At 67.5% G+C, this 17,464-nt stretch carries 17 protein-coding genes, 1 tRNA gene and 1 pseudogene; 7 read left to right on the top strand and 12 right to left on the bottom strand.

Annotation, left to right across the window (positions count from 1 at the left end; genetic code table 11):
• Positions 1–124: 124 nt before the first annotated feature.
• Positions 125–256: pseudogene (locus FV227_RS17180) on the bottom strand (IS630 family transposase); the annotation flags it as partial.
• A 212-nt stretch (positions 257–468) separates the two neighbouring features.
• Entirely contained in the window at positions 469–870 is a 402-nt protein-coding gene (locus FV227_RS17175) for a hypothetical protein (protein WP_147729217.1), read from the bottom strand.
• 409 nt (positions 871–1,279) lie between these two features.
• On the opposite strand from FV227_RS17175, the gene FV227_RS29130 reads away from it, so the two are divergent.
• Positions 1,280–1,438, top strand: coding sequence for a hypothetical protein (locus tag FV227_RS29130; RefSeq protein WP_187274863.1), 159 nt, complete (start codon positions 1,280–1,282; stop codon positions 1,436–1,438).
• 17 nt (positions 1,439–1,455) lie between these two features.
• Here FV227_RS29130 and FV227_RS17170 read toward each other — a convergent pair whose 3' ends face one another.
• Positions 1,456–1,647 (bottom strand): hypothetical protein, encoded by a 192-nt coding sequence (locus FV227_RS17170; RefSeq protein WP_147729218.1) that lies wholly within the window; start codon positions 1,645–1,647, stop codon positions 1,456–1,458.
• Positions 1,648–2,146: 499 nt separating this feature from the next.
• Positions 2,147–2,701 carry a PAS domain-containing protein gene (locus FV227_RS17165; RefSeq protein ID WP_147729219.1) on the bottom strand — a complete coding sequence of 185 codons (555 nt, stop codon included), beginning with the start codon at positions 2,699–2,701 and terminating at the stop codon, positions 2,147–2,149.
• Positions 2,702–2,867: 166 nt separating this feature from the next.
• On the opposite strand from FV227_RS17165, the gene FV227_RS17160 reads away from it, so the two are divergent.
• From FV227_RS17160 to FV227_RS17145, 4 genes are all read left to right on the top strand, one after another.
• Complete coding sequence (locus tag FV227_RS17160; RefSeq protein ID WP_147729220.1) at positions 2,868–3,083, top strand: hypothetical protein; 216 nt, start codon at positions 2,868–2,870, stop codon at positions 3,081–3,083.
• Between the two features lie 308 nt (positions 3,084–3,391).
• Positions 3,392–4,075 (top strand): MgtC/SapB family protein, encoded by a 684-nt coding sequence (locus tag FV227_RS17155; RefSeq protein WP_147859532.1) that lies wholly within the window; start codon positions 3,392–3,394, stop codon positions 4,073–4,075.
• A gap of 110 nt (positions 4,076–4,185) precedes the next feature.
• The gene (locus FV227_RS17150; protein ID WP_147729873.1) at positions 4,186–4,425 is read left to right on the top strand and encodes a PepSY domain-containing protein; all 240 of its coding nucleotides are present in this window, start codon (positions 4,186–4,188) and stop codon (positions 4,423–4,425) included.
• Entirely contained in the window at positions 4,425–4,682 is a 258-nt protein-coding gene (locus FV227_RS17145) for a hypothetical protein (RefSeq protein ID WP_147729872.1), read from the top strand. Before FV227_RS17150 ends, FV227_RS17145 begins: the two co-directional genes overlap by 1 nt.
• 32 nt (positions 4,683–4,714) lie before the next feature.
• On the opposite strand, the gene FV227_RS29125 is transcribed toward FV227_RS17145, so the two are convergent.
• The 8 genes from FV227_RS29125 to FV227_RS17110 form a co-directional block, all read right to left on the bottom strand.
• Complete coding sequence (locus FV227_RS29125) at positions 4,715–4,891, bottom strand: hypothetical protein (RefSeq protein WP_187274861.1); 177 nt, start codon at positions 4,889–4,891, stop codon at positions 4,715–4,717.
• Positions 4,892–5,072: 181 nt separating this feature from the next.
• Positions 5,073–5,798: a phosphatase PAP2 family protein gene (locus FV227_RS17140; protein ID WP_147728425.1), complete on the bottom strand. Its 726-nt coding sequence runs from the start codon at positions 5,796–5,798 to the stop codon at positions 5,073–5,075.
• A gap of 9 nt (positions 5,799–5,807) precedes the next feature.
• Positions 5,808–7,097 carry an MFS transporter gene (locus FV227_RS17135; RefSeq protein ID WP_147728424.1) on the bottom strand — a complete coding sequence of 430 codons (1,290 nt, stop codon included), beginning with the start codon at positions 7,095–7,097 and terminating at the stop codon, positions 5,808–5,810.
• Positions 7,098–7,349: 252 nt separating this feature from the next.
• Entirely contained in the window at positions 7,350–7,688 is a 339-nt protein-coding gene (locus tag FV227_RS17130) for a hypothetical protein (protein WP_147859531.1), read from the bottom strand.
• A 229-nt stretch (positions 7,689–7,917) separates the two neighbouring features.
• Positions 7,918–9,720 carry a site-specific integrase gene (locus FV227_RS17125; protein ID WP_147859530.1) on the bottom strand — a complete coding sequence of 601 codons (1,803 nt, stop codon included), beginning with the start codon at positions 9,718–9,720 and terminating at the stop codon, positions 7,918–7,920.
• 92 nt (positions 9,721–9,812) lie between these two features.
• Positions 9,813–9,902: transfer RNA gene (locus tag FV227_RS17120), tRNA-Ser, on the bottom strand.
• A gap of 53 nt (positions 9,903–9,955) precedes the next feature.
• Positions 9,956–12,127: a glucans biosynthesis glucosyltransferase MdoH gene (mdoH, locus tag FV227_RS17115; RefSeq protein ID WP_147859533.1), complete on the bottom strand. Its 2,172-nt coding sequence runs from the start codon at positions 12,125–12,127 to the stop codon at positions 9,956–9,958.
• Between the two features lie 86 nt (positions 12,128–12,213).
• Positions 12,214–13,701 carry a glucan biosynthesis protein D gene (locus FV227_RS17110; protein WP_246688367.1) on the bottom strand — a complete coding sequence of 496 codons (1,488 nt, stop codon included), beginning with the start codon at positions 13,699–13,701 and terminating at the stop codon, positions 12,214–12,216.
• A 389-nt stretch (positions 13,702–14,090) separates the two neighbouring features.
• On the opposite strand from FV227_RS17110, the gene glmU reads away from it, so the two are divergent.
• Both glmU and glmS read left to right on the top strand, forming a co-directional pair.
• Positions 14,091–15,482, top strand: a complete 1,392-nt coding sequence (glmU, locus tag FV227_RS17105; RefSeq protein ID WP_147859529.1) for a bifunctional UDP-N-acetylglucosamine diphosphorylase/glucosamine-1-phosphate N-acetyltransferase GlmU — start codon at positions 14,091–14,093, stop codon at positions 15,480–15,482.
• Between the two features lie 154 nt (positions 15,483–15,636).
• Positions 15,637–17,463: a glutamine--fructose-6-phosphate transaminase (isomerizing) gene (glmS, locus tag FV227_RS17100; protein WP_147727770.1), complete on the top strand. Its 1,827-nt coding sequence runs from the start codon at positions 15,637–15,639 to the stop codon at positions 17,461–17,463.
• Position 17,464 lies beyond the last annotated feature (1 nt).

Here is a 17,464-nt window from a genome sequence, read left to right as displayed (position 1 = left end):
TTGGGCCGGCAGGCCTCGACCAAAGGCTCCAGTTCAGACCACTGGGCGTCGCTCAGCATCGTCCCTCCTGCTCAGAGAAACGAAAACGCTAGCCAAGCCAATCCGTTCAGACGACAACAGGCCCTAGACGCTCGGCTGAGAGCAGGACGATGCGGGCACGCTGGATGTGTTTGAGTGGGCGCGATCGATCCTGCGCGATCGCAGCGAGCCGGGTCACGTCGGCTGCATAGGGAAACACGCAGACAGTCTGAGCCATCGCCCAGACTCGCACACCTCATCCCGCCCGTGAATCCTTCGTCCGCGTCACTGCACTAGGGCCGCCACGAGGTAGGGATTGCAAATGCGCCGGCCACGCTCCAGGACCGTAGCTGCCGGCTCTCGCTGTTTTCGACCACCGTGCGAGTGGGTCAGAGCAACGCCTTCGCAACGCGCTCTAAAACCAAGACTGCAGGCCGCTAGCTAAACTCGTCAATCCCCGAGCCAAGCCAACTCATTACGTCGCCCCCTCGGGCTGCGCAGGCGCGTTGCCGAGATCGTAGAAGCCGTCGTTGCTCCATCGGCAGATGTAAGCGTGCCGATCGCATTGTCCTTCGCGAGCAGATCGTCCAGGCCCCGGAAGGCCTTCAAGGCTTCCACGGGCCCTCTACCCTCGCGGACCTGCCGGACCCGTAAATCCACCTTTGGAGCTGCTGACGCTTCGACCACGGTCACAAGGACCGCGCTGCCGGGTTCCACCTTTTCGAAATGGACCTTGTCCTGCTCGCCGAGCAGGCGCGCGAGTTCGGCCATGTACTCGGCTAGCCGGGCCATGGGGAGGGTTTCAGGACGGAAGGCGTCGATCCTGAGCCTGTACTCTTGATGCTCGCTCATCGCCTGAAGACTGTGTTCTCTAACTGTTCAGGGGTCAATTCCACTTCGATCGCCGGTGGTAGCGATCAAGGCCCCCCCTGGGCAGGTCCACCCTCATCAGCACGAGACAGTATGCGATGCGGCTTCGAGGTGCAGGATGCAGCGATGCGGTTGATTGTCGGTTCCGGATGATCGAGCCCGCCTGTGCCACCCTGGGCCCATTCTGCGGTGTCGCAGGAGCGGGCCTGATGCGGCTGCATCGGTGAGGCCGCGCCGTGGCCCATCTCACCGGTCGCGGTGCTGCCGACACGCAGCTCATGGCTGATCGCTACAGTCCACTCGACGCGCCACAGTTAACAGATACCTACCGGGCCCCTCTTGCTGCTGTTCGGCCAGGAGCTAGACATACGTAGTCTACTCGGAGGCTCCCATGATCCGCATCCGCGCTACCGATGAGGGGACCTACACCGTTTACAGGGACGAGCACGCCATGGTGACCGGCCTGACCCGCCATCAAGCGTACGATGTCGCCCACTCCCTCCGGACGGTTGTCGTTGAACAAGGCCCGCAGGCCCCCCGCTTTGAGTGAAACCGATCGCACCTCGGCTATCTGCTGCCGCCCTTGATAGTGGCGACCCGCCGACCGTCCTGCCCGTAGACCTTGGTCCCAAAGTTCGTCCGCTTGATCACCGCCACGCGGCGACCGTCCGCCCCGTAGACCTTCGACACCTTGGGGAAGGCGACCGCGGCGGCCGGTACCCTGATCAAGGCCAGCGCGGCGAGGACGATGTTGGCCACGATGGGGGGCTAGTAGTGGAAATCTGACGCTTGGTACCCAATCCCTGAACGTCCGAGTAGGGTGGATTTCAGCCGGTCCGCTTCGAGGCGGCGATGTATGAAAGCGGACATCGTCGCCGAGACTGCTCCCGGCCCATTGCGGCTCCCGGCCCAATGCGGCCCCTCTAATGGCTCGCTACGGGGCAGCTTGGTGGATGAAGACCTACGGCCGGAGCGGACGGAAAGGAGGCCTCGTCCATCCAAAGTGACTGCTTTTAGACTCTGTGGCCCACTGCCGGGTGTTTGCGGTTGAAGCAGTGGCTTACGCGGATCGACTCAAACTCAGTTGCTTCCTCGATACGTCCGCTCTCATCATATACGTATCGTCGCGTGGTTGGCATCAACCCATGTTGTGCATCGGCCGTGTCGATGTCCGAGGAGGGTAGAAAGCAAACTTTGCTCGCTCAAGGTGTTGTTCTCACGGAGATTTTTTGGTCGGCGATGATGTGAGCGACGCACCTCAATGGACACGATCTTTTGCGGCAGGTGCAGTCATGCTCCGTGCCAGAAGCCTCCCAGCCGTGAAAAGGGCCTCCCTCAACACCGGTAGCATTTCTTTGGCGTGGTCCTGTTCGATGAGGCCATGGGCGATCAGCAGGTGATCGGCCACGCGTTCCAGCGTCGAACCAGGTGCCGTCGCAGGGTGGGTAGGCGGTGGAACGAAGCGCCCGATCGAGCCGTAGGCAGTCATCGGTTCAGAACCGCTCGGTCCGAGTTCTGTCAGCGAACCAAGGTAGCCGAGGAACGTGTGATCAGGCGGACCAAAGGAGGGGACAGCACCATCGGCAACCCAAGCGTAGCTTCCATCAGCTCGTCGAAGGCGGTGACGGAAGCTGTACTCGCTCTGCTTTTCGGCGGCGCAGCGTAGGAAATTAGCCGCCGTCTCACGATCATCGGGATGCACCGAGTCGAGCCAACCATGCCCGATCGCCGCTGAAGCAGGTTGCCCTGTGAATGCGCACCACTCCGGGCTGACGTAGGTCACCTCGCCATCGGCTTTTGTGACGAATATCATGTCCGGCCCTCAGCTTCCGTCACCGCACTACGCTGAGGCTATGGCGCAAAGTTTCATCCACTGCTACCGATTGCGTCATACTGGTAAAATTTGATCATTTACTGGTTACAGAAACGTAGGTTTTTTCCAGGAACAATTCTCCTCGATTTTGTATGTACCTCTCGTTATGAACGAAATCGACGAGAGAGAATGGGCGGCTTTGCACAGGCTTGCCAAGGTGCTCGATATTCCGATCGAGCGGTTCTTCACGGGACCACCTCAACCGGTGTTTGCAGTCAGCGCCGACGAATGCCTGCGCCTCTGGTCCAGGATTAAAACTCTGGAGGGACGCTTGCGAGCCCTTCAAGCGCTGCGGGTGATCGCTGCTACAGAACCCACGTAGCAAGCTTCCTCAAATGCCGAGCTTTGTGCGGTTCACCATCCAGGGAATGCGCATTGGCTCAGCCAATGCGCGAACTCACAGTTGTCCTTCTGCTCACGACCCATCGCAGACCTTGGGAAGGTCCGCTTCACGACATGCTGGCAGAGTATGACCCAAGTCCGCGCCGGGTTAGATTTTCGGTTGTCAGCTTTGACGGGTGCTTTCCGAATAGCCGCCGGGCTTATCTGAAACCGTGGCCGTCGCATGCTTGACCGTGTGATCCCGGCACAGGATCTTCCCAAGGACATTCGGCGTGTGCGGCGGGAAACATGATCGGCCATCTGGAAATTCTGAGCCGCTTGATGCTCGCCGCCATCCTCAGCGGCCTAATAGGGGTTGAGCGCGAGCGATTGCTCTGGGCCGCAGGCCTGCGAACGCACATGCTCGTCGGGGTCGGTGCCTGCCTCATCGTCATCGTTTCGGCCTTCGGCTTCAGCGATGCGCTCAGCACGCACAACGTCGTCCTCGATCCTTCACGTATCGCAGCGCAGGTCGTCTCAGGCGTGGGGTTTCTCGGAGCTGGGACGATCCTGCTTCGCGGCGAGGTGGTCAAAGGGCTCACAACGGCAGCGAGCCTCTGGGCGGTCGCGGCCATCGGCCTCGCCGTCGGCAGCGGCCTGTACGTCGCCGGCATCGCGACGACCGTCATCCTCCTGGCGATCCTTGCCGGATTGAAGCCCCTTCAAGAGCGCTATCACAACCGGCAGCGTGTCCAACCGCTACGGGTGCTGGCAGAGCCGGGTACGATCACGTTCGACACCCTGCAGGGGATCGCCGGACAGCGTGCCTCGCGCATCCGCCAATTCGTCGTGCAGCGTGCCGCCGATCCGGCGCAGGACGAGATCCTGATCTCGTTTGCGCGGCTATCAAATCAGTCGGTGGCGGAGATCGCTCAGGGACTGCGAGCGCGCTTAGGTGTGACGAGCGTCGAGAACGTCGAAGGCCATCTGTAGTCATCTGATAGGCCGGCGGGCGCGCAACCACTGTCCATACGAGCCGTTATCCGGCATCGTAAAAATGGAGACGGCTAATGAAATTCAGGACGCTCGCAACCGTTGCTCTCATGTTGACGGTGGGTCTCGCCGGCCCTGCCATGGCCAAGAAGGACAAGCCGGGGGCGGACTGGATCCCCGCCGAGCAGGTCAAGCAGAAGCTGATGGACGCCGGCTACTCCAGCATCACCGAGTTGGAGGCCGATGACGGGCACTGGGAGGGCGAGGGCCTGAAGAACGGCGTGAAGATGGAGTTCCACGTCGATCCCAAGACGGGCGCCATCACCAAGGAAAAGCCCGACAAGGATTGATGGATAAGGTCCCGCCCCCCGCCTCCGGAGAGGTCCAGACCGGCAAGAAAGGCAAGCGCACAGCGTACCTGATCGCCGTGCGCCATAAGCGCGAGGCGCCTCGTATCTACGCCGTAGTAGCCGCTTCCGCCGAGGCCGCACTCGCGCAGTTGGACGGACTGACGACCGATGGCATGGGGATCGAGGTCGTCGGTGCCCTCTACCGGGACCTCATCCGACGCCTCGGCCTCAAGGCGGGCGAGTTGCGGCTCGTATGAGCGTCCCGCCGCTCCGTCGAGGCGGCGCGCGTTCAGTACCCGTGCCGAGCGCCCGCCTGCTTCTTCGCCTTCTTCAGACGCCGCAAGCCCCGGATCGCCCGGACAAGCCTCTTGGCTTGCCGCTTCTCACAGGCCTCCGTAACAGCGCGGCCGGCGACCTTGACCATGAAGTGCCCATCGGCGGCTCTCTCCTTGGTGACGTAGTGCATCGTCGGATCTCCTGCTGTCAGGGTGGTCGGGAATCGTGGAGCTTGTCTCCGGGATGTTTACGAAGGCGCCATGCGTGTGCACTTTTACGAGGTGAAGCACCGGCCACCACAATTAGGCGGCGGCATTTGCCCTGCAATCTGCCTCCCGCCCTCGTGATGCAGCAGCTTCGAGGCCTCCCTCTCACCGGACGGTTGACGTGTCCTGGGCAGCGACTTCCGCAGCGGCTCGCGCCAGGTCCTGTTGGAAGCGTGGATCGCGGAACAACGCCTCAGCGATGACGGCCGCCGCGATCTTCCCCGCTTCGAGATCGGACGGGAAGTGCGTGCCCGCGATCATGCGGTTGGCCCCATACGAGCTTGCGAAAGCAAACAGCGCCTGGCGTTTATCCGGCACGAGATGCGAGAGCACCGTGGCAGCGAGATACCCGAACGTGGCGTGACCGCTTGGGTAGGAGGTGCTGTCGGAGCGATGTCCGAACGTGGCGAGATCGGGCTTCAGCGTGTAGGGGCGCGGCCGAGCGATGGCGGCCTTGGCTGCCAGCACGGTCAGCTCACCATCCTGGAACATGCGCTCGATCAGCCCGGCGGTGACCGGCATCGTCGCCGCGGTGAAGGCCGGACCCAGAACACCGCTGAAGCGGTCGAGCGTGCACGGGAGGTTCGCCGTGATGCGTCGCTCATCCTCGGAAGTGCGGGCGCCGACGGCCGCCTCGACCGCCTGCATGTCGGCCCTGGCCGGCTCCGAACCTGCCGCAGGCGGCGGGGGTAGGACACGTTGCAACGCCATCGCGGTCGGATCGACGTAGGTGCTGCGCAGCGTGCCTGCAGCCGCAGGCAGGGCGAGAAACAGAAAAACCGCGAGCGTCGCGGCCCGCCGGCGGCCTGTTCCAGAAACGTGACGTCCCACTGACCCTCCTTAAGCTTTGCCCGGCAGCATCGCCCGCAACCACGCCGCCGGTCCGCTACGAGGCCGCTCGGAAGCGGTTTCTGGCATCAGCGCCACCAACACCGCGAGGGCGACCGCGGCGGCCGCGGCACAGGCGAGGTAGGCTGCATCGAACCCCGCCGTCTGCACCAAGGTTCCGGCGATAACGAAGGACAGGGAGGCGCCAGCGCCCTGCACGGTTCCGATAAGACCGTGGGCGGCGTTGTAGCGGCCGGTGCCACGGGTAATGTCGGCCATCACCAGGGGCTTCATCGCGCTGAGCAGTCCGGCGCCGATGCCGTCGAGGCACTGGACCGCGATCAGCCAGTATGGGTCGCGCCAGGCGAGGTAGAGCAAGGCCCGAACGGGCAGCGCGGCAAAGCCGATCACGAGGAGGGGCTTGCGCCCCCAGCGTTCGGCACGGCGGCCGACGATGAGCCCCATCGGCACCATCACCGCCTGGGCGCCGATGATGCAGACTGAGACGATGACGGACGACCAGTCCGGGCGCACGCGCCCGCTTTCCTGCGCCACGAGGGTCAGAAGCGGCGCGTTGGCGAAGTGGAACAGCCCAACGCATGCGGCGAAGACCACGAGCGGCCGGTTGGTCAGCAGCGACCGCCACCCGGCGGGTGCGTCTTCCGCTTCGCCCTCACCGCCCCCACGGGCTCGGCGCGCATCGATTGCCCGACGGGGGATGGCGTAGAGGGCCGCCGCCGAAACGATGGCGCAGGCGGGCACCAGGAGGAACACCGCCCGGTCTGGGAACAGCCAACCGACGAGGCCGATCAGTGCGGCGATGGCGACGTTCCCGGTACGCTCCAGGGCGGCGTTGCGGCCGAAACGTCGGGCCAGCTTCCCGGCGGGGAACAGGCCGAGAGTGAGCGCCGCTACGGCTGGGCTGAGCATGCCGCCGACCGCCGCGAGAACGCAGGAGGCGACGAGCACGGACCAGAAGTTTGGAAAGAGCGCGATGAGGAGGGTGGCTAGGGAGAGCGCGACCAGGGCACCGAGCAGGATCACGCGCTTGTCGCGGACCGCGTCGATGGCGGTCCCGATGGGCGTTTGCGCCACGATGCCGACGATGCCCGCCACCGTGCTCACCAGCCCGACCGAGGCGTCGTCCCAACCGCGATGCACGTAGAGGTAGACGTTAAGGTAGGGTTTGATCGCCCCGTTCACGTCGATCAGCAGCAAGTTCAGCAGGTCGAGCGACTTGGAGACGGAGCGTTGGCTCGAAGCGGGTGGCTGCCCTTGTCCTTCACCGATCTCATGATCCACGTGTTTGGCTCCCTTTCTTGCCAAGCTAGGGTGGGCAGGACTGAACCGAAGTAGGCGGACCCTATTTACGCATGACCGGATTGGATCGGAGGAGGAACGTCTGTTTCGGAACGAAGGGGCAGGGTCCGGTTGCCACCCTAAACTGAAGTTGCCGGACAGCCAGCAAACGTCCGCTTCGAAGAAGCGATGACGGCGCTCCAGGCGTCTGGGTTGGGTCGGAAGCGGACGGTACCAAGCGTCAGATTTTGACCACTAGATCCGAATGGCGCGACGGCGCGGACCGGCTTCCTGCAGCGGAAGCTCGATCACGTCCGCGGGCTCGATCGCTGGGGCTGCCGGCGGCACGATCGCCTCGCCCATCACCGCGACCTCATAGGGTTCGTGCACCTGGTTCAGCTCCAGCTCCAGCGGCAGGCTATCGCCGCGCCGGAGGCGGGGGCGGTTTTCGGTCATCCACTCCCCCGCAAGCCGCCGGAGGATGGTGCCGGCCTTCGCGGCGGTCCACGGTCCACCATCGGGGCAGGGGATCAAGCGCTGGGCGAGGGCGAGCCGGGGGCGGGTTCTCCGGGCGTCGAAGTCGAGCCTGTCCAAGATCCGCGATGCCCTGGAGGGTCGGGGTCTCGTGCTGCCTGCCGACGGGGCAGTGGTGATCGCTCGTGTCCAGAGCAGGTGCCTTCCGAGTGACCGAAGGCGACGTTGAGCCCGATCGAGTGGGTGCTGACGGAGACCGAGACCGAGTTCTTGCCGGGCGATGCCCCCGGCGTGCGGCTTCGGCGAGCCGCCGCCGCTGAGTGAAACCGGTTGCACTGGGGTGTGAGCTTTACCGTTGAACCTCTGAAGCCTTCTCATCGACATCAATCAGGTGCATCAGATCTAGTCCATCGTAGCGGATGCGCTTGATGTGCCGATGGAGCGTTGGCGCGGCAATCTGCCGGCCACCGTAGTTCGCTTGGGTGCTACCATCTTCCCATCCCCCCAGTGCAATTACGCTGTCGAGTGGCACGTCTGCTTCCCGCATCGCATCCCGGAAGGTGTGCCGGAAGCTGTGAAACGCGTTCCGATCTCGTTTGACGCCCGCCTCTGCGAGGAACCGTCCGAACCATTTGGAGAAGGGGCTGAAATAGCCGTCAGCCCCGCGCACGATGTCCGGGAACAGCCGTTCGGCGCCAGCCTTGCCCATCCTCTCGACATGCCGAGCGAACCCAATCTGCTCCAGCATGGGGTGGACCGGTACGAAGCGCTCGCCGGCTTCTGTCTTCACCCGCTTCCGATCGGCCTCGTCTACGTCGTCGCCGTCCGCCGCGATGAAGATGCACAAGACGCCCTGAAAGAGGCGTACGTCGTCGGTGCGGAGCTGCGCGACCTCTCCTTGCCTCATACCGGTGAAGAGGCTGATCAGCGGTATCCAGAACCGGCCGCGGCGGGGGTGGTTCGGGCCGGGCTTCGCATAGCCGCCCTCATCGTCCACGCAGCCGGCGTAGAGAGGCGCCTGGAAGATCTTGGTCAACTCCGCAGCGGTGAACGGGTCGCGACGGCCACGCTTCTTCACGCCCTTGATGGCGAGCCGCTTGGCCGGGTTTTGAGTGATCCATCCCTCGCTTTGAGCGTAGTTGAAGAGCATCGCTAGAGCATCGAGGTAATGATTGATCGTGCTTGGACGAAGACGATCGTTCTCAGGCTTCGCCAGCTTGGCGACATCTACCAAGGCCTTGCCAGGAAAGCGTTTGGTTGCGTTCGGCGGGAGCGCTTGGACTGTCGCCCGGAATGCCTTGCACTCGTCTCGATCGATCTCACGAATAGGCCGATCCGCGCCAAACATCTCGCTCGCAAGGCGGAAGACCGATGCGTAGGTTTGCTGAAGCTTGGTGATCTGCCCGGCCCGCTCGGGCTCCGCTTGGAACGCCGCGATCACCTGGGCCAGCGTCTTGCTGTTCGGCTCGACACGTGGCCGGAACACCGGATCGAACGCCACATCCTGGTAGTTGCCTGGCAGCTGCGCCCTGCTCCGATGTACGTCTTCCAGCCGCGCCCTGCGCAGTAGGGCCAAGAGCTGCCGAAATTGCGCGGAGGCTGCGTCCTCACGCGACACCACGAACAGCATCGGCGATCCGGCAGCGCGGATCGGGTTGAGCTGGCGCCGGAGCAAGCGAACGTCGGCGGCCCGCAGAAGCCGGATCGCGGTCTGATAGGACGCATCAAGGCCCAGGTCGTCCGGGTCGTTCAGCGCCGCCTCATCCTGCCCCAGGTTGATCAGGGCTTCGTCTCGATCGAGCGGAACCGCCAGACGCGCCCGTTGCTCACCTTCGGCAGCCACGGTGCTGAACCAGCCGATCGCCATTTGCTCGATCGCGGTCTCGCTCAACGATGTGAGCGGGACGCTCCCGATCGTGACGCCGCCATCGGATGCTGCCCGGTCACGAAGGGCTCGGCACTGCTTGTCGAATGCGTCAGCTTCATCGCGAACCCGGCGCTTCGCTTCCGCCAGATCGGAGGTTCCCAGGCTCCGGGTGACCTCCCGCTTGCCGAAGTCGGCAACGAGATCGAGCGGGACCCTCGCCCGAAATTGCCAGTTCGCTGTCCCCTTGCGACGCGCAAGGTATGTGTGCCGACCCACGTCCTTCATGCTCCATGCGTACACTCGTGTGTAGCAGTCGCCCAGACGTAAGCCGTTGATTTCGGTGCATTTCGTGGCGTATCAGCCACTTAGCAGCGAGCTGGCGGAAGAGGTGGGATTCGAACCCACGGTGGAGTTGCCCCCACGGCGGTTTTCAAGACCGCTGCCTTAAACCACTCGGCCACCCTTCCGGCGGATCGAGTTGTAGCGAAGTTCGGAGCCGGCGGACATCGGGAAAATCGGGTCATGGGGCGAGGCGCGCGAGGCGGTCGAGCAGGGCGCGGTCGTGGAGGAGGGCCATGCGCTCCCTGGGGCTGAGCCAGGTGCGGGCCTCGTCGAGGGTCTCGGCCTCGACGACCTTGGCCTGAGCTAGGGTGTGGTCGACGTCGACCCGGCCGCGGGGGCGCGGCTCGGCGCTCGGCAGCATGCGGGTGTGGGCGTCCACCAGGGCCGGGTCGGCGTGGAGCGCCGCGAGCGCGTCGGCCTCGTCGAGGCCTCGGGCCTGGTTGCGGGCGGCGAGCGCGCCGGCGCGGGTGGCGATCGGCGGCGGGTCGCGCTCCTCCGGCGTCATCAGCAGGCCGCGCCGCTTCAGGGCGAGGCCGAGCGCCAGCTGCCCGCTCGCCCAGGAGATCGGGATCGCAAGGACGAGGCCGAGGATGGTCGGCGCCATCCAGAGGAACAGCGAGGTGGCGATGGCGAAGGCGGCGATCCCCGAGACCAGCCCCAGCACCGTGTGCCAGCGGTGGCGGCGGACGATGTCGCCGAGCGGGATCGAGCCATCGTCGCGCCGTTGCGGGTTCCAGCCGGTGTCGCGCCCGGCGAGGATGCTGAACACCGAGCCCGACTGGATCACCATCGCAATCGGCGCGATCAGCGCCGAGAGCAGGATCTCGATGAGGCAGGACGCGATCAGCCGGCCCGCGCCGCCGCAGGCCCGACGCACCGGACCGTCGATCAGCGCCAGGAGAAGGCCCAAAAACTTCGGGGCCAGCAGGATGCCCATGGTCAGCCCGAAGAGCTGCAGCGCGCGCACCGGATCGAAGCGCGGGAAGACCGGGTAGAGGCCGAACTCGGTGGTGAAGTATTCGGGCTTCACGTAGGCCGTCTGCAGCACCAGCGCGATGCCGACCACGAGCTGGCACAGCCAGAATGGCGAGGCGGCGTAGCCGGCGATGCCGGTGGCGAAGTGCTGGCGCGAGGCCGCCTTCAGCCCCGCCGCCCCGATGATCCGCGCGTGCTGGAGGTTGCCCTGCGCCCAGCGCCGGTCGCGGACCGCCACGTCGATCAGCGAGGGTGGGCTCTCCTCGTAGGAGCCCGGCAGCGTCGGCAGCATGTACACCGCCCAGCCGGCGCGGCGGATCAGGGCGGCCTCCACGAAGTCGTGGCTGAGCACGTGGCCGCCGAAGGGCGGCGTCCCGGGAAGGTCCGGCAGGCCGCAGGCGGCGGCGAAGGCGCGGGTGCGGATGATCGCGTTGTGGCCCCAGTAGTTGCCGTCGCGCCCTGACCAGTGGCCGAGGCCGGTGGCGATCACCGGGCCGTAGATGCGGGCGGCGAACTGGGTCACCCGGGCGAACAGCGTGTTACGGTTGATGATGAGCGGCAGCGTCTGGATGATGCCGGCATCCGCGTCCGCCTCCATCGCGCCGGCGAGCCGGACGACGCTGTCGCCGGTCATCAGGCTGTCAGCGTCGAGCACTAGCATGTGGTCGTAGGCCCCGCCCCAGCGGGTGACGAAGTCGCCGATGTTGCCGGCCTTGCGGTGATGGTTCTTCCGGCGGTGACGGTAGTACAGGCGGGCGTCGGGGCCGAGCTGGGCGCGCAAGCCCAAGAAGGCGCGCTCCTCGGCAATCCAGGCGTCGGCTTGCGTTGAATCCGACAGCACGAACCAGTCGAAGGCCGTGCCGAGGCCGGTGGCGTCGACTGCCTCGCGCATCGCCTCGATCGCCGCGAAGGTGCGGGCCGTGCCCTCGTTGTAGACCGGCATCAGGATGGCGGTGCGGGTGGCGAGGGCCGCCGGCACCGGCGGCAGGCGCGGGCGGCGCAGCAGCACGGCGAAGCCAAGGATCGCGCTCGTGAAGGCCAGCGCGATCCACGAGAAGGTCAGGAGGAACAGCGCGACCAGCACGTACTGCAGCGCCGTCGGCGAGCCCGAGACCGACACGGTCTCGTACATCTGCCAGCCGCCATAGGCGGTGAGCGCGACCGCGCCGCCGAAGACGAGGAGGCGGGACGCGTGAGGGCGGGCCGGGTGCCGCGACGGCGCATGCCCGAGCGCTGGGTCCCAGGCGGACAGGCTCTGCACCGGCATCGCCAGGGGCGATTCCGGCGGCAAGGCGTCGGGGAACGACCGCTCGCCCGGGTAGCCCGACGGGGCGTCGCGCCGTGCGGTCGCGGGGAGGGCGGCGAAATCGTCCATGCGCACGGCCTTTGATCCATCCTCGTCTTCGGATTCTTGCGGGGCCGGCCGATGCGGCCCGGCGGTCCCTCGAACGCCGCTGCCTTCTACGGCGTCCAGCGATAGAGCCAGGTCTCGGTCACCGCCCGGCCGCCCCGCACCAGGGCGAGGCGCAGCTCGCTCGCGCGCTCGCTGCCGGGATCGAGCTCGAAGGCGACCCGGACGGTCCTGCGCTCCGGGTAGCTGAAAAACTGCTGGCGCGCGATGCTGCCCGGGGCCGCCGCCAGGGCGATGTCGAGGCCGCCCTCGGAGAACAGACCGTCCCCGGTGAAGTCGACCAGGAACAGGCGGCGCGCGCCAGCGCTTCCGCGCCCGCTGCGGGTGCCGGTCACGGTGGCCAGCGGCGCGGCGGGCGGCTGCCAGCACCAGTGCTGGCGGTAGCGGAAGGTCGTCTCGGAGCCGGCGACGACGGGCTCCTTCGGCCGCCAGTAGGCCAGCACGTTCTCGTTGAATTCGGAATCGCTCGGGATCTCGATCAGCGTCACCGCGCCGCCCGCCCAGGCATCGGCCGGCTCCAGCCAGAGCGAGGGCCGCCACTCCCAGTGCTGCACGTCGTCCTCGAAGCCCTCGTAGGTCCGCGCCCGCTGCATCAGCCCGAAGCCCTTCGGGTTCTCGTCGACGAAGGACGAGATCTGCAGCGCGTCGGGGTTGTGGACCGGGCGCCAGATGGCCTCGCCGGCGCCGTTGCGGATCTGCAGGCCGGCGGCCGAGAAGGCGGCGGCGCGCGCGTCGTCGACGCGGCGGCGATCCTCGGAGCCGAACAGGTAGCTCGCCTGCATGCCGCCCAGGCCCAGGTGATCGATCGCCTTGCGGGCAAAGATCGTGGTCTCGACCTCGGTGGTCGAGGCCTCGGTGCCGGGCCGCAGCACCATCCGCAGGGCGCCGGAGGCGGAATCGGAATCGATCAGGGCGTGCAGGACGAGGGCGCCGTCGGCCGGGCGCTCGATAAACACCGCGCGGAAGATCGGGAACTCCTCGCCGCGGGCGTCGGCCGGGCGCAGCGTCAGCGCGCGGGCGTTGATGCCGAAGCCCTGGCCCTTGGCGACGAGGCGGAAGAACGAGGCCCCCTGGAACACCGCGAAGTCCGAAAGGTCGGGGCCGTCGGGGAAGCGGGCACGCAGGCGGAAGCCGGAGAAGCCCGGATCCTCCGAGAATTCCGGCAACGCGAAGCCGCCGGTGTCGAAGCTTGCCGGATCGTAGGCGATCGGCCGGATGCGGCCGTCCTCGACCAGGAACAGAGCGACGCGGCCGGTGAAGATCGCGCCGCGATGCAGCGGCTCGATCGTGAAGCCGAGATCGTCGCCGGCCCAGATCGCGGCGGCGGGCTTGGTGCGGATGGCGCCGTACTGCTCGCGGCTGAGCCCCTTGAGGCTGGCCGGGAGGTCGTCGGTGCGGGGGGCGGCGTAGGCGGCCTTGGCCAGCGCGCGGGCGAGGGCGGGCACGGTCGACGCGTCGAAGGGTGCGCCGGCGCCGGGCAGGGCGGGGGCGTCCTCCGCGGCGGCCGGATCGGATAGGAACCCGGCGCCGGCCAGCACCGCAGCGACGGCCGACAGGCGTACGACGTCGCGGCGGGTACGGTCTCGCGAGACGGGGTCACGGATGGCGTCGGAGCGCGGATCGGTCGGCAGCGTCGTACCCTTCGTTCGGGTGGGTCGGCGATAGGATCGGAAACAGCGAGACCTTGGAAACGGTTCGCAACAATCGGCCCCTCGTACCATCCCGGCACCTGAACCCTCGGTTAAGGTCGGCCGACGATGGCGAATTCCGTCCCCTGTGTGATCGAGGCCGCGCTTGCGGGCCGGACGATGCGCGCGGGACGCGCCGTTTTGCCGGACGGGCGCGATCGGCTAATCCGGTCCCCTCATCCCGTCGCCGCCGATCATGGCGGTCGGCACCAGCGAGCGTCCCCGGGAACCTGAACGCGATGACGACACCGGCCCCCGTACGGCGAAGCCTCACCGCGATCGTGCTCGCCGCGGGCAAGGGCACGCGGATGCGCTCCGACCTGCCGAAGGTGCTCCACCGCCTCGCCGGGCGGAGCATGCTCGGCCACGTGCTCGCCGCGGTGCAGGCGGCCGGCGCCGCGCGCATCGCCGTGGTGGCCGAGCCCGGCCGCGCGGACGTCGCCCGCGAGATCGAGGCTCTGGCGCCGGGCTCCGAGGTCTTCCCGCAGGTCGAGCGCCTCGGCACCGCGCATGCAGTGCTCGCGGCGCGGGCGGTCCTGAGCAACGGCGAAGGCGGGGAGGGCGACGACGTCATCGTGGCGTTCGGCGACACGCCGCTGATCACCGGCGAGACCCTGGCGCGGCTGCGGGCGCCCCTGGCCGAGGGCGCGGCGGTGGCGGTGCTGGCCTTCGAGACCGAGGCGCCCGCCGGCTACGGCCGGGTGCTCACCGAGGGCACCCGCGTGGTCGCGATCCGCGAGGAGAAGGACGCCACGCCTGAGGAGCGCGCGGTGCGCCTGTGCAATGCCGGCCTGATGGCGCTGTCGGGCGCCCACGCGCTGGCGCTGCTCGAGCGGATCGGCAACGACAACGCCGCCGGCGAGTACTACCTGCCCGACGCGGTGGCGCTGGCGATCGGCGACGGTCTCTCCGTCGCGGTGGTGCCGGTGCCGGAGGCGGAGGCGCAAGGGGTCAACGACCGGGTGCAGCTCGGCGTCGCCGAGGCCGCGATCCAGGCCCGCCTGCGCCGCAGCGCCCAGCTCGGCGGCGCGACGCTCGTCGCCCCCGAGACGGTGTTCCTGAGCCACGACACGATCCTCGGGCGCGACGTGCTGGTCGAGCCCAACGTGGTGTTCGACACCGGCGTCCGCGTCGACGATGCTTGCGTGATCCACGCCTTCTCGCACCTGAAGGACGTGCGCCTGGAGGCCGGCGCCAGCGTCGGCCCGTTCGCCCGCCTGCGCGGCGGCGCGGTTCTGGAGGCCGGCGCCACCATCGGCAACTTCGTGGAGCTGAAGAACGCCCGCCTCGGGCCGGGCGCCAAGGCCGCGCACCTGACCTATCTCGGCGACGCCGAGATCGGCGCCCGCGCCAACGTCGGCGCCGGCACCATCACCTGCAACTACGACGGGGTCTCGAAGCACCGCACCACGATCGGGGCGGGCGCCTTCATCGGATCGAACTCGGCCCTCGTCGCCCCCGTCACGGTCGGGGCCGGCGCCTTCGTCGCCTCCGGCTCGGTGATCACCGACGACGTGCCCGAGGGGGCGCTCGCCGTCGCCCGCGGGCGCCAGGCGACGAAGCCGGGCTGGGCCGAGACGAAGCGGGCGGCGTTGCGGGCGGAGAAGGCGGCGCGCGCGGGGAAATCCTGATCCTCTTCAAAACGCCGCGCCGGTCCCTCATCTCTCGGCTGGCACCGGCCCGATTCCTAATGCCCGCCCTGCGTAGCCACCAAGGGCTGGCCTCGCGCCGCGCCGATCCGGTACAAGCCGCCGGTCCACCGGGCGATACGAAAGACAACCCAGCATGTGCGGCATCGTCGGCATCGTCGGTAACGGGGCAGTGGCCGGTCCGCTGATCGAGGCGTTGCGGCGCCTGGAATACCGCGGCTACGACTCGGCCGGCATCGCCACGCTGGAGCAGGGCCGCCTGGCGCGCAGGCGGGCGTCGGGCAAGCTCGTCAACCTCCAGGCGCGCCTGCGCGAGGAGCCGCTGGCGGGCGCGATCGGCATCGGCCATACCCGCTGGGCGACGCACGGGCGGCCGAACGAGACCAACGCCCACCCCCACGCCACCGCGCGGCTTGCGGTCGTGCACAACGGCATCATCGAGAACTTCCGCGCGCTCAAGCAGGAGCTCGAGGCCACGGGCGTCCGCTTCGAGAGCGAGACCGACACCGAGGTGGTGGCCCAGCTCGTCAGCCACGCCATGGACCAGGGCCTCGGGCCGGTCGAGGCGGTCGCCGCCTGCCTGCCGCGCCTGCGCGGCGCCTTCGCGCTCGGCTTCCTGTTCTCCGGCCACGACGACCTGCTGATCGGCGCCCGCCACGGCGCGCCGCTCGCCATCGGCTTCGGCCAGGGCGAGACCTATCTCGGCTCGGACGCGCTGGCGCTGGCGCCGTTCACCGACGCGCTCACCTACCTGGAGGAGGGCGACTGGGCGATCCTGTCGCGCGCCGGCGCCGAGATCCGCGACATCCACGGCACGGTGGTCCAGCGCCCGCGCCAGACCATCGCGACCCAGGCCTACCGGATCGACAAGGGAAACCATCGCCACTTCATGGCCAAGGAGATCCACGAGCAGCCGGAAGTCGTCGGCCGCACGCTCTCCCACTACGTCGACCTCGCCCAGGGCCGCGTCGCACTGCCCGAGCCGCTGCCGTTCGACTTCGCCAAGCTGTCGCGCCTCAACATCACCGCCTGCGGCACCGCCTTCTATGCCGGGCTCGTCGCCCGCTACTGGTTCGAGCAGATCGCGCGGCTGCCGGTCGAGATCGACGTAGCCTCCGAGGCGCGCTACCGCGAGGCGCCGCTGGAGCGGGACGGGCTGACCCTCGTCATCTCGCAATCGGGCGAGACCGCGGACACCCTGGCCTCCCTGCGCTACGCGAAGTCCCAGGGCCAGCACAGCGTCTGCGTCGTCAACGTGCCGACCTCGACCATCGCGCGGGAATCCTCCGTGGTGCTGCCGACGCTCGCCGGCCCCGAGATCGGCGTGGCCTCGACCAAAGCGTTCTCGTGCCAGCTCACGGTGCTGCTGTGCCTGGCCATCGCCGCGGGGCGGGCGCGCGGCACCATCGATGCGGCCGAGGAGCGCCGCCTCGTCGACGCGCTGATCACCGTGCCCGGCCTGATGGCCGACGCGCTCGCCCGCGAGAACGAGATCGAGGGGCTGGCCCGCGAGATCGCCAAGGCGCGCGACGTGCTCTACCTCGGCCGCGGGACGAGCTACCCGATGGCGATGGAGGGCGCGCTGAAGCTGAAGGAGATCAGCTACATCCATGCCGAAGGCTATGCGGCGGGCGAGCTCAAGCACGGGCCGATCGCGCTGATCGACGAGAGCGTGCCGGTGATCGTGATCGCACCCCACGACGCGGTGTTCGAGAAGACCGTGTCGAACATGCAGGAGGTGGCCGCCCGCGGCGGGCGCATCGTGCTGATCGGCGACGCCAAGGGCGCGGCCGAGCACGGGCTCGACACCCTGGCCACGGTGACGATGCCCGACCTCGACCCGACGGTGGCGCCGATCGTCTACGCGGTGCCGATCCAGCTCGTCGCCTACCACACCGCCGTCGTCATGGGTAAGGACGTCGACCAGCCGAGAAACCTCGCCAAATCGGTGACGGTGGAATAGG

Origin of the sequence: Methylobacterium sp. WL119, from assembly GCF_008039875.1 — a bacterium.
Lineage (GTDB): Bacteria > Pseudomonadota > Alphaproteobacteria > Rhizobiales > Beijerinckiaceae > Methylobacterium.
Note: the sequence above shows the minus strand (reverse complement) of the source record. Positions and strands in the feature narration are given on the sequence as shown.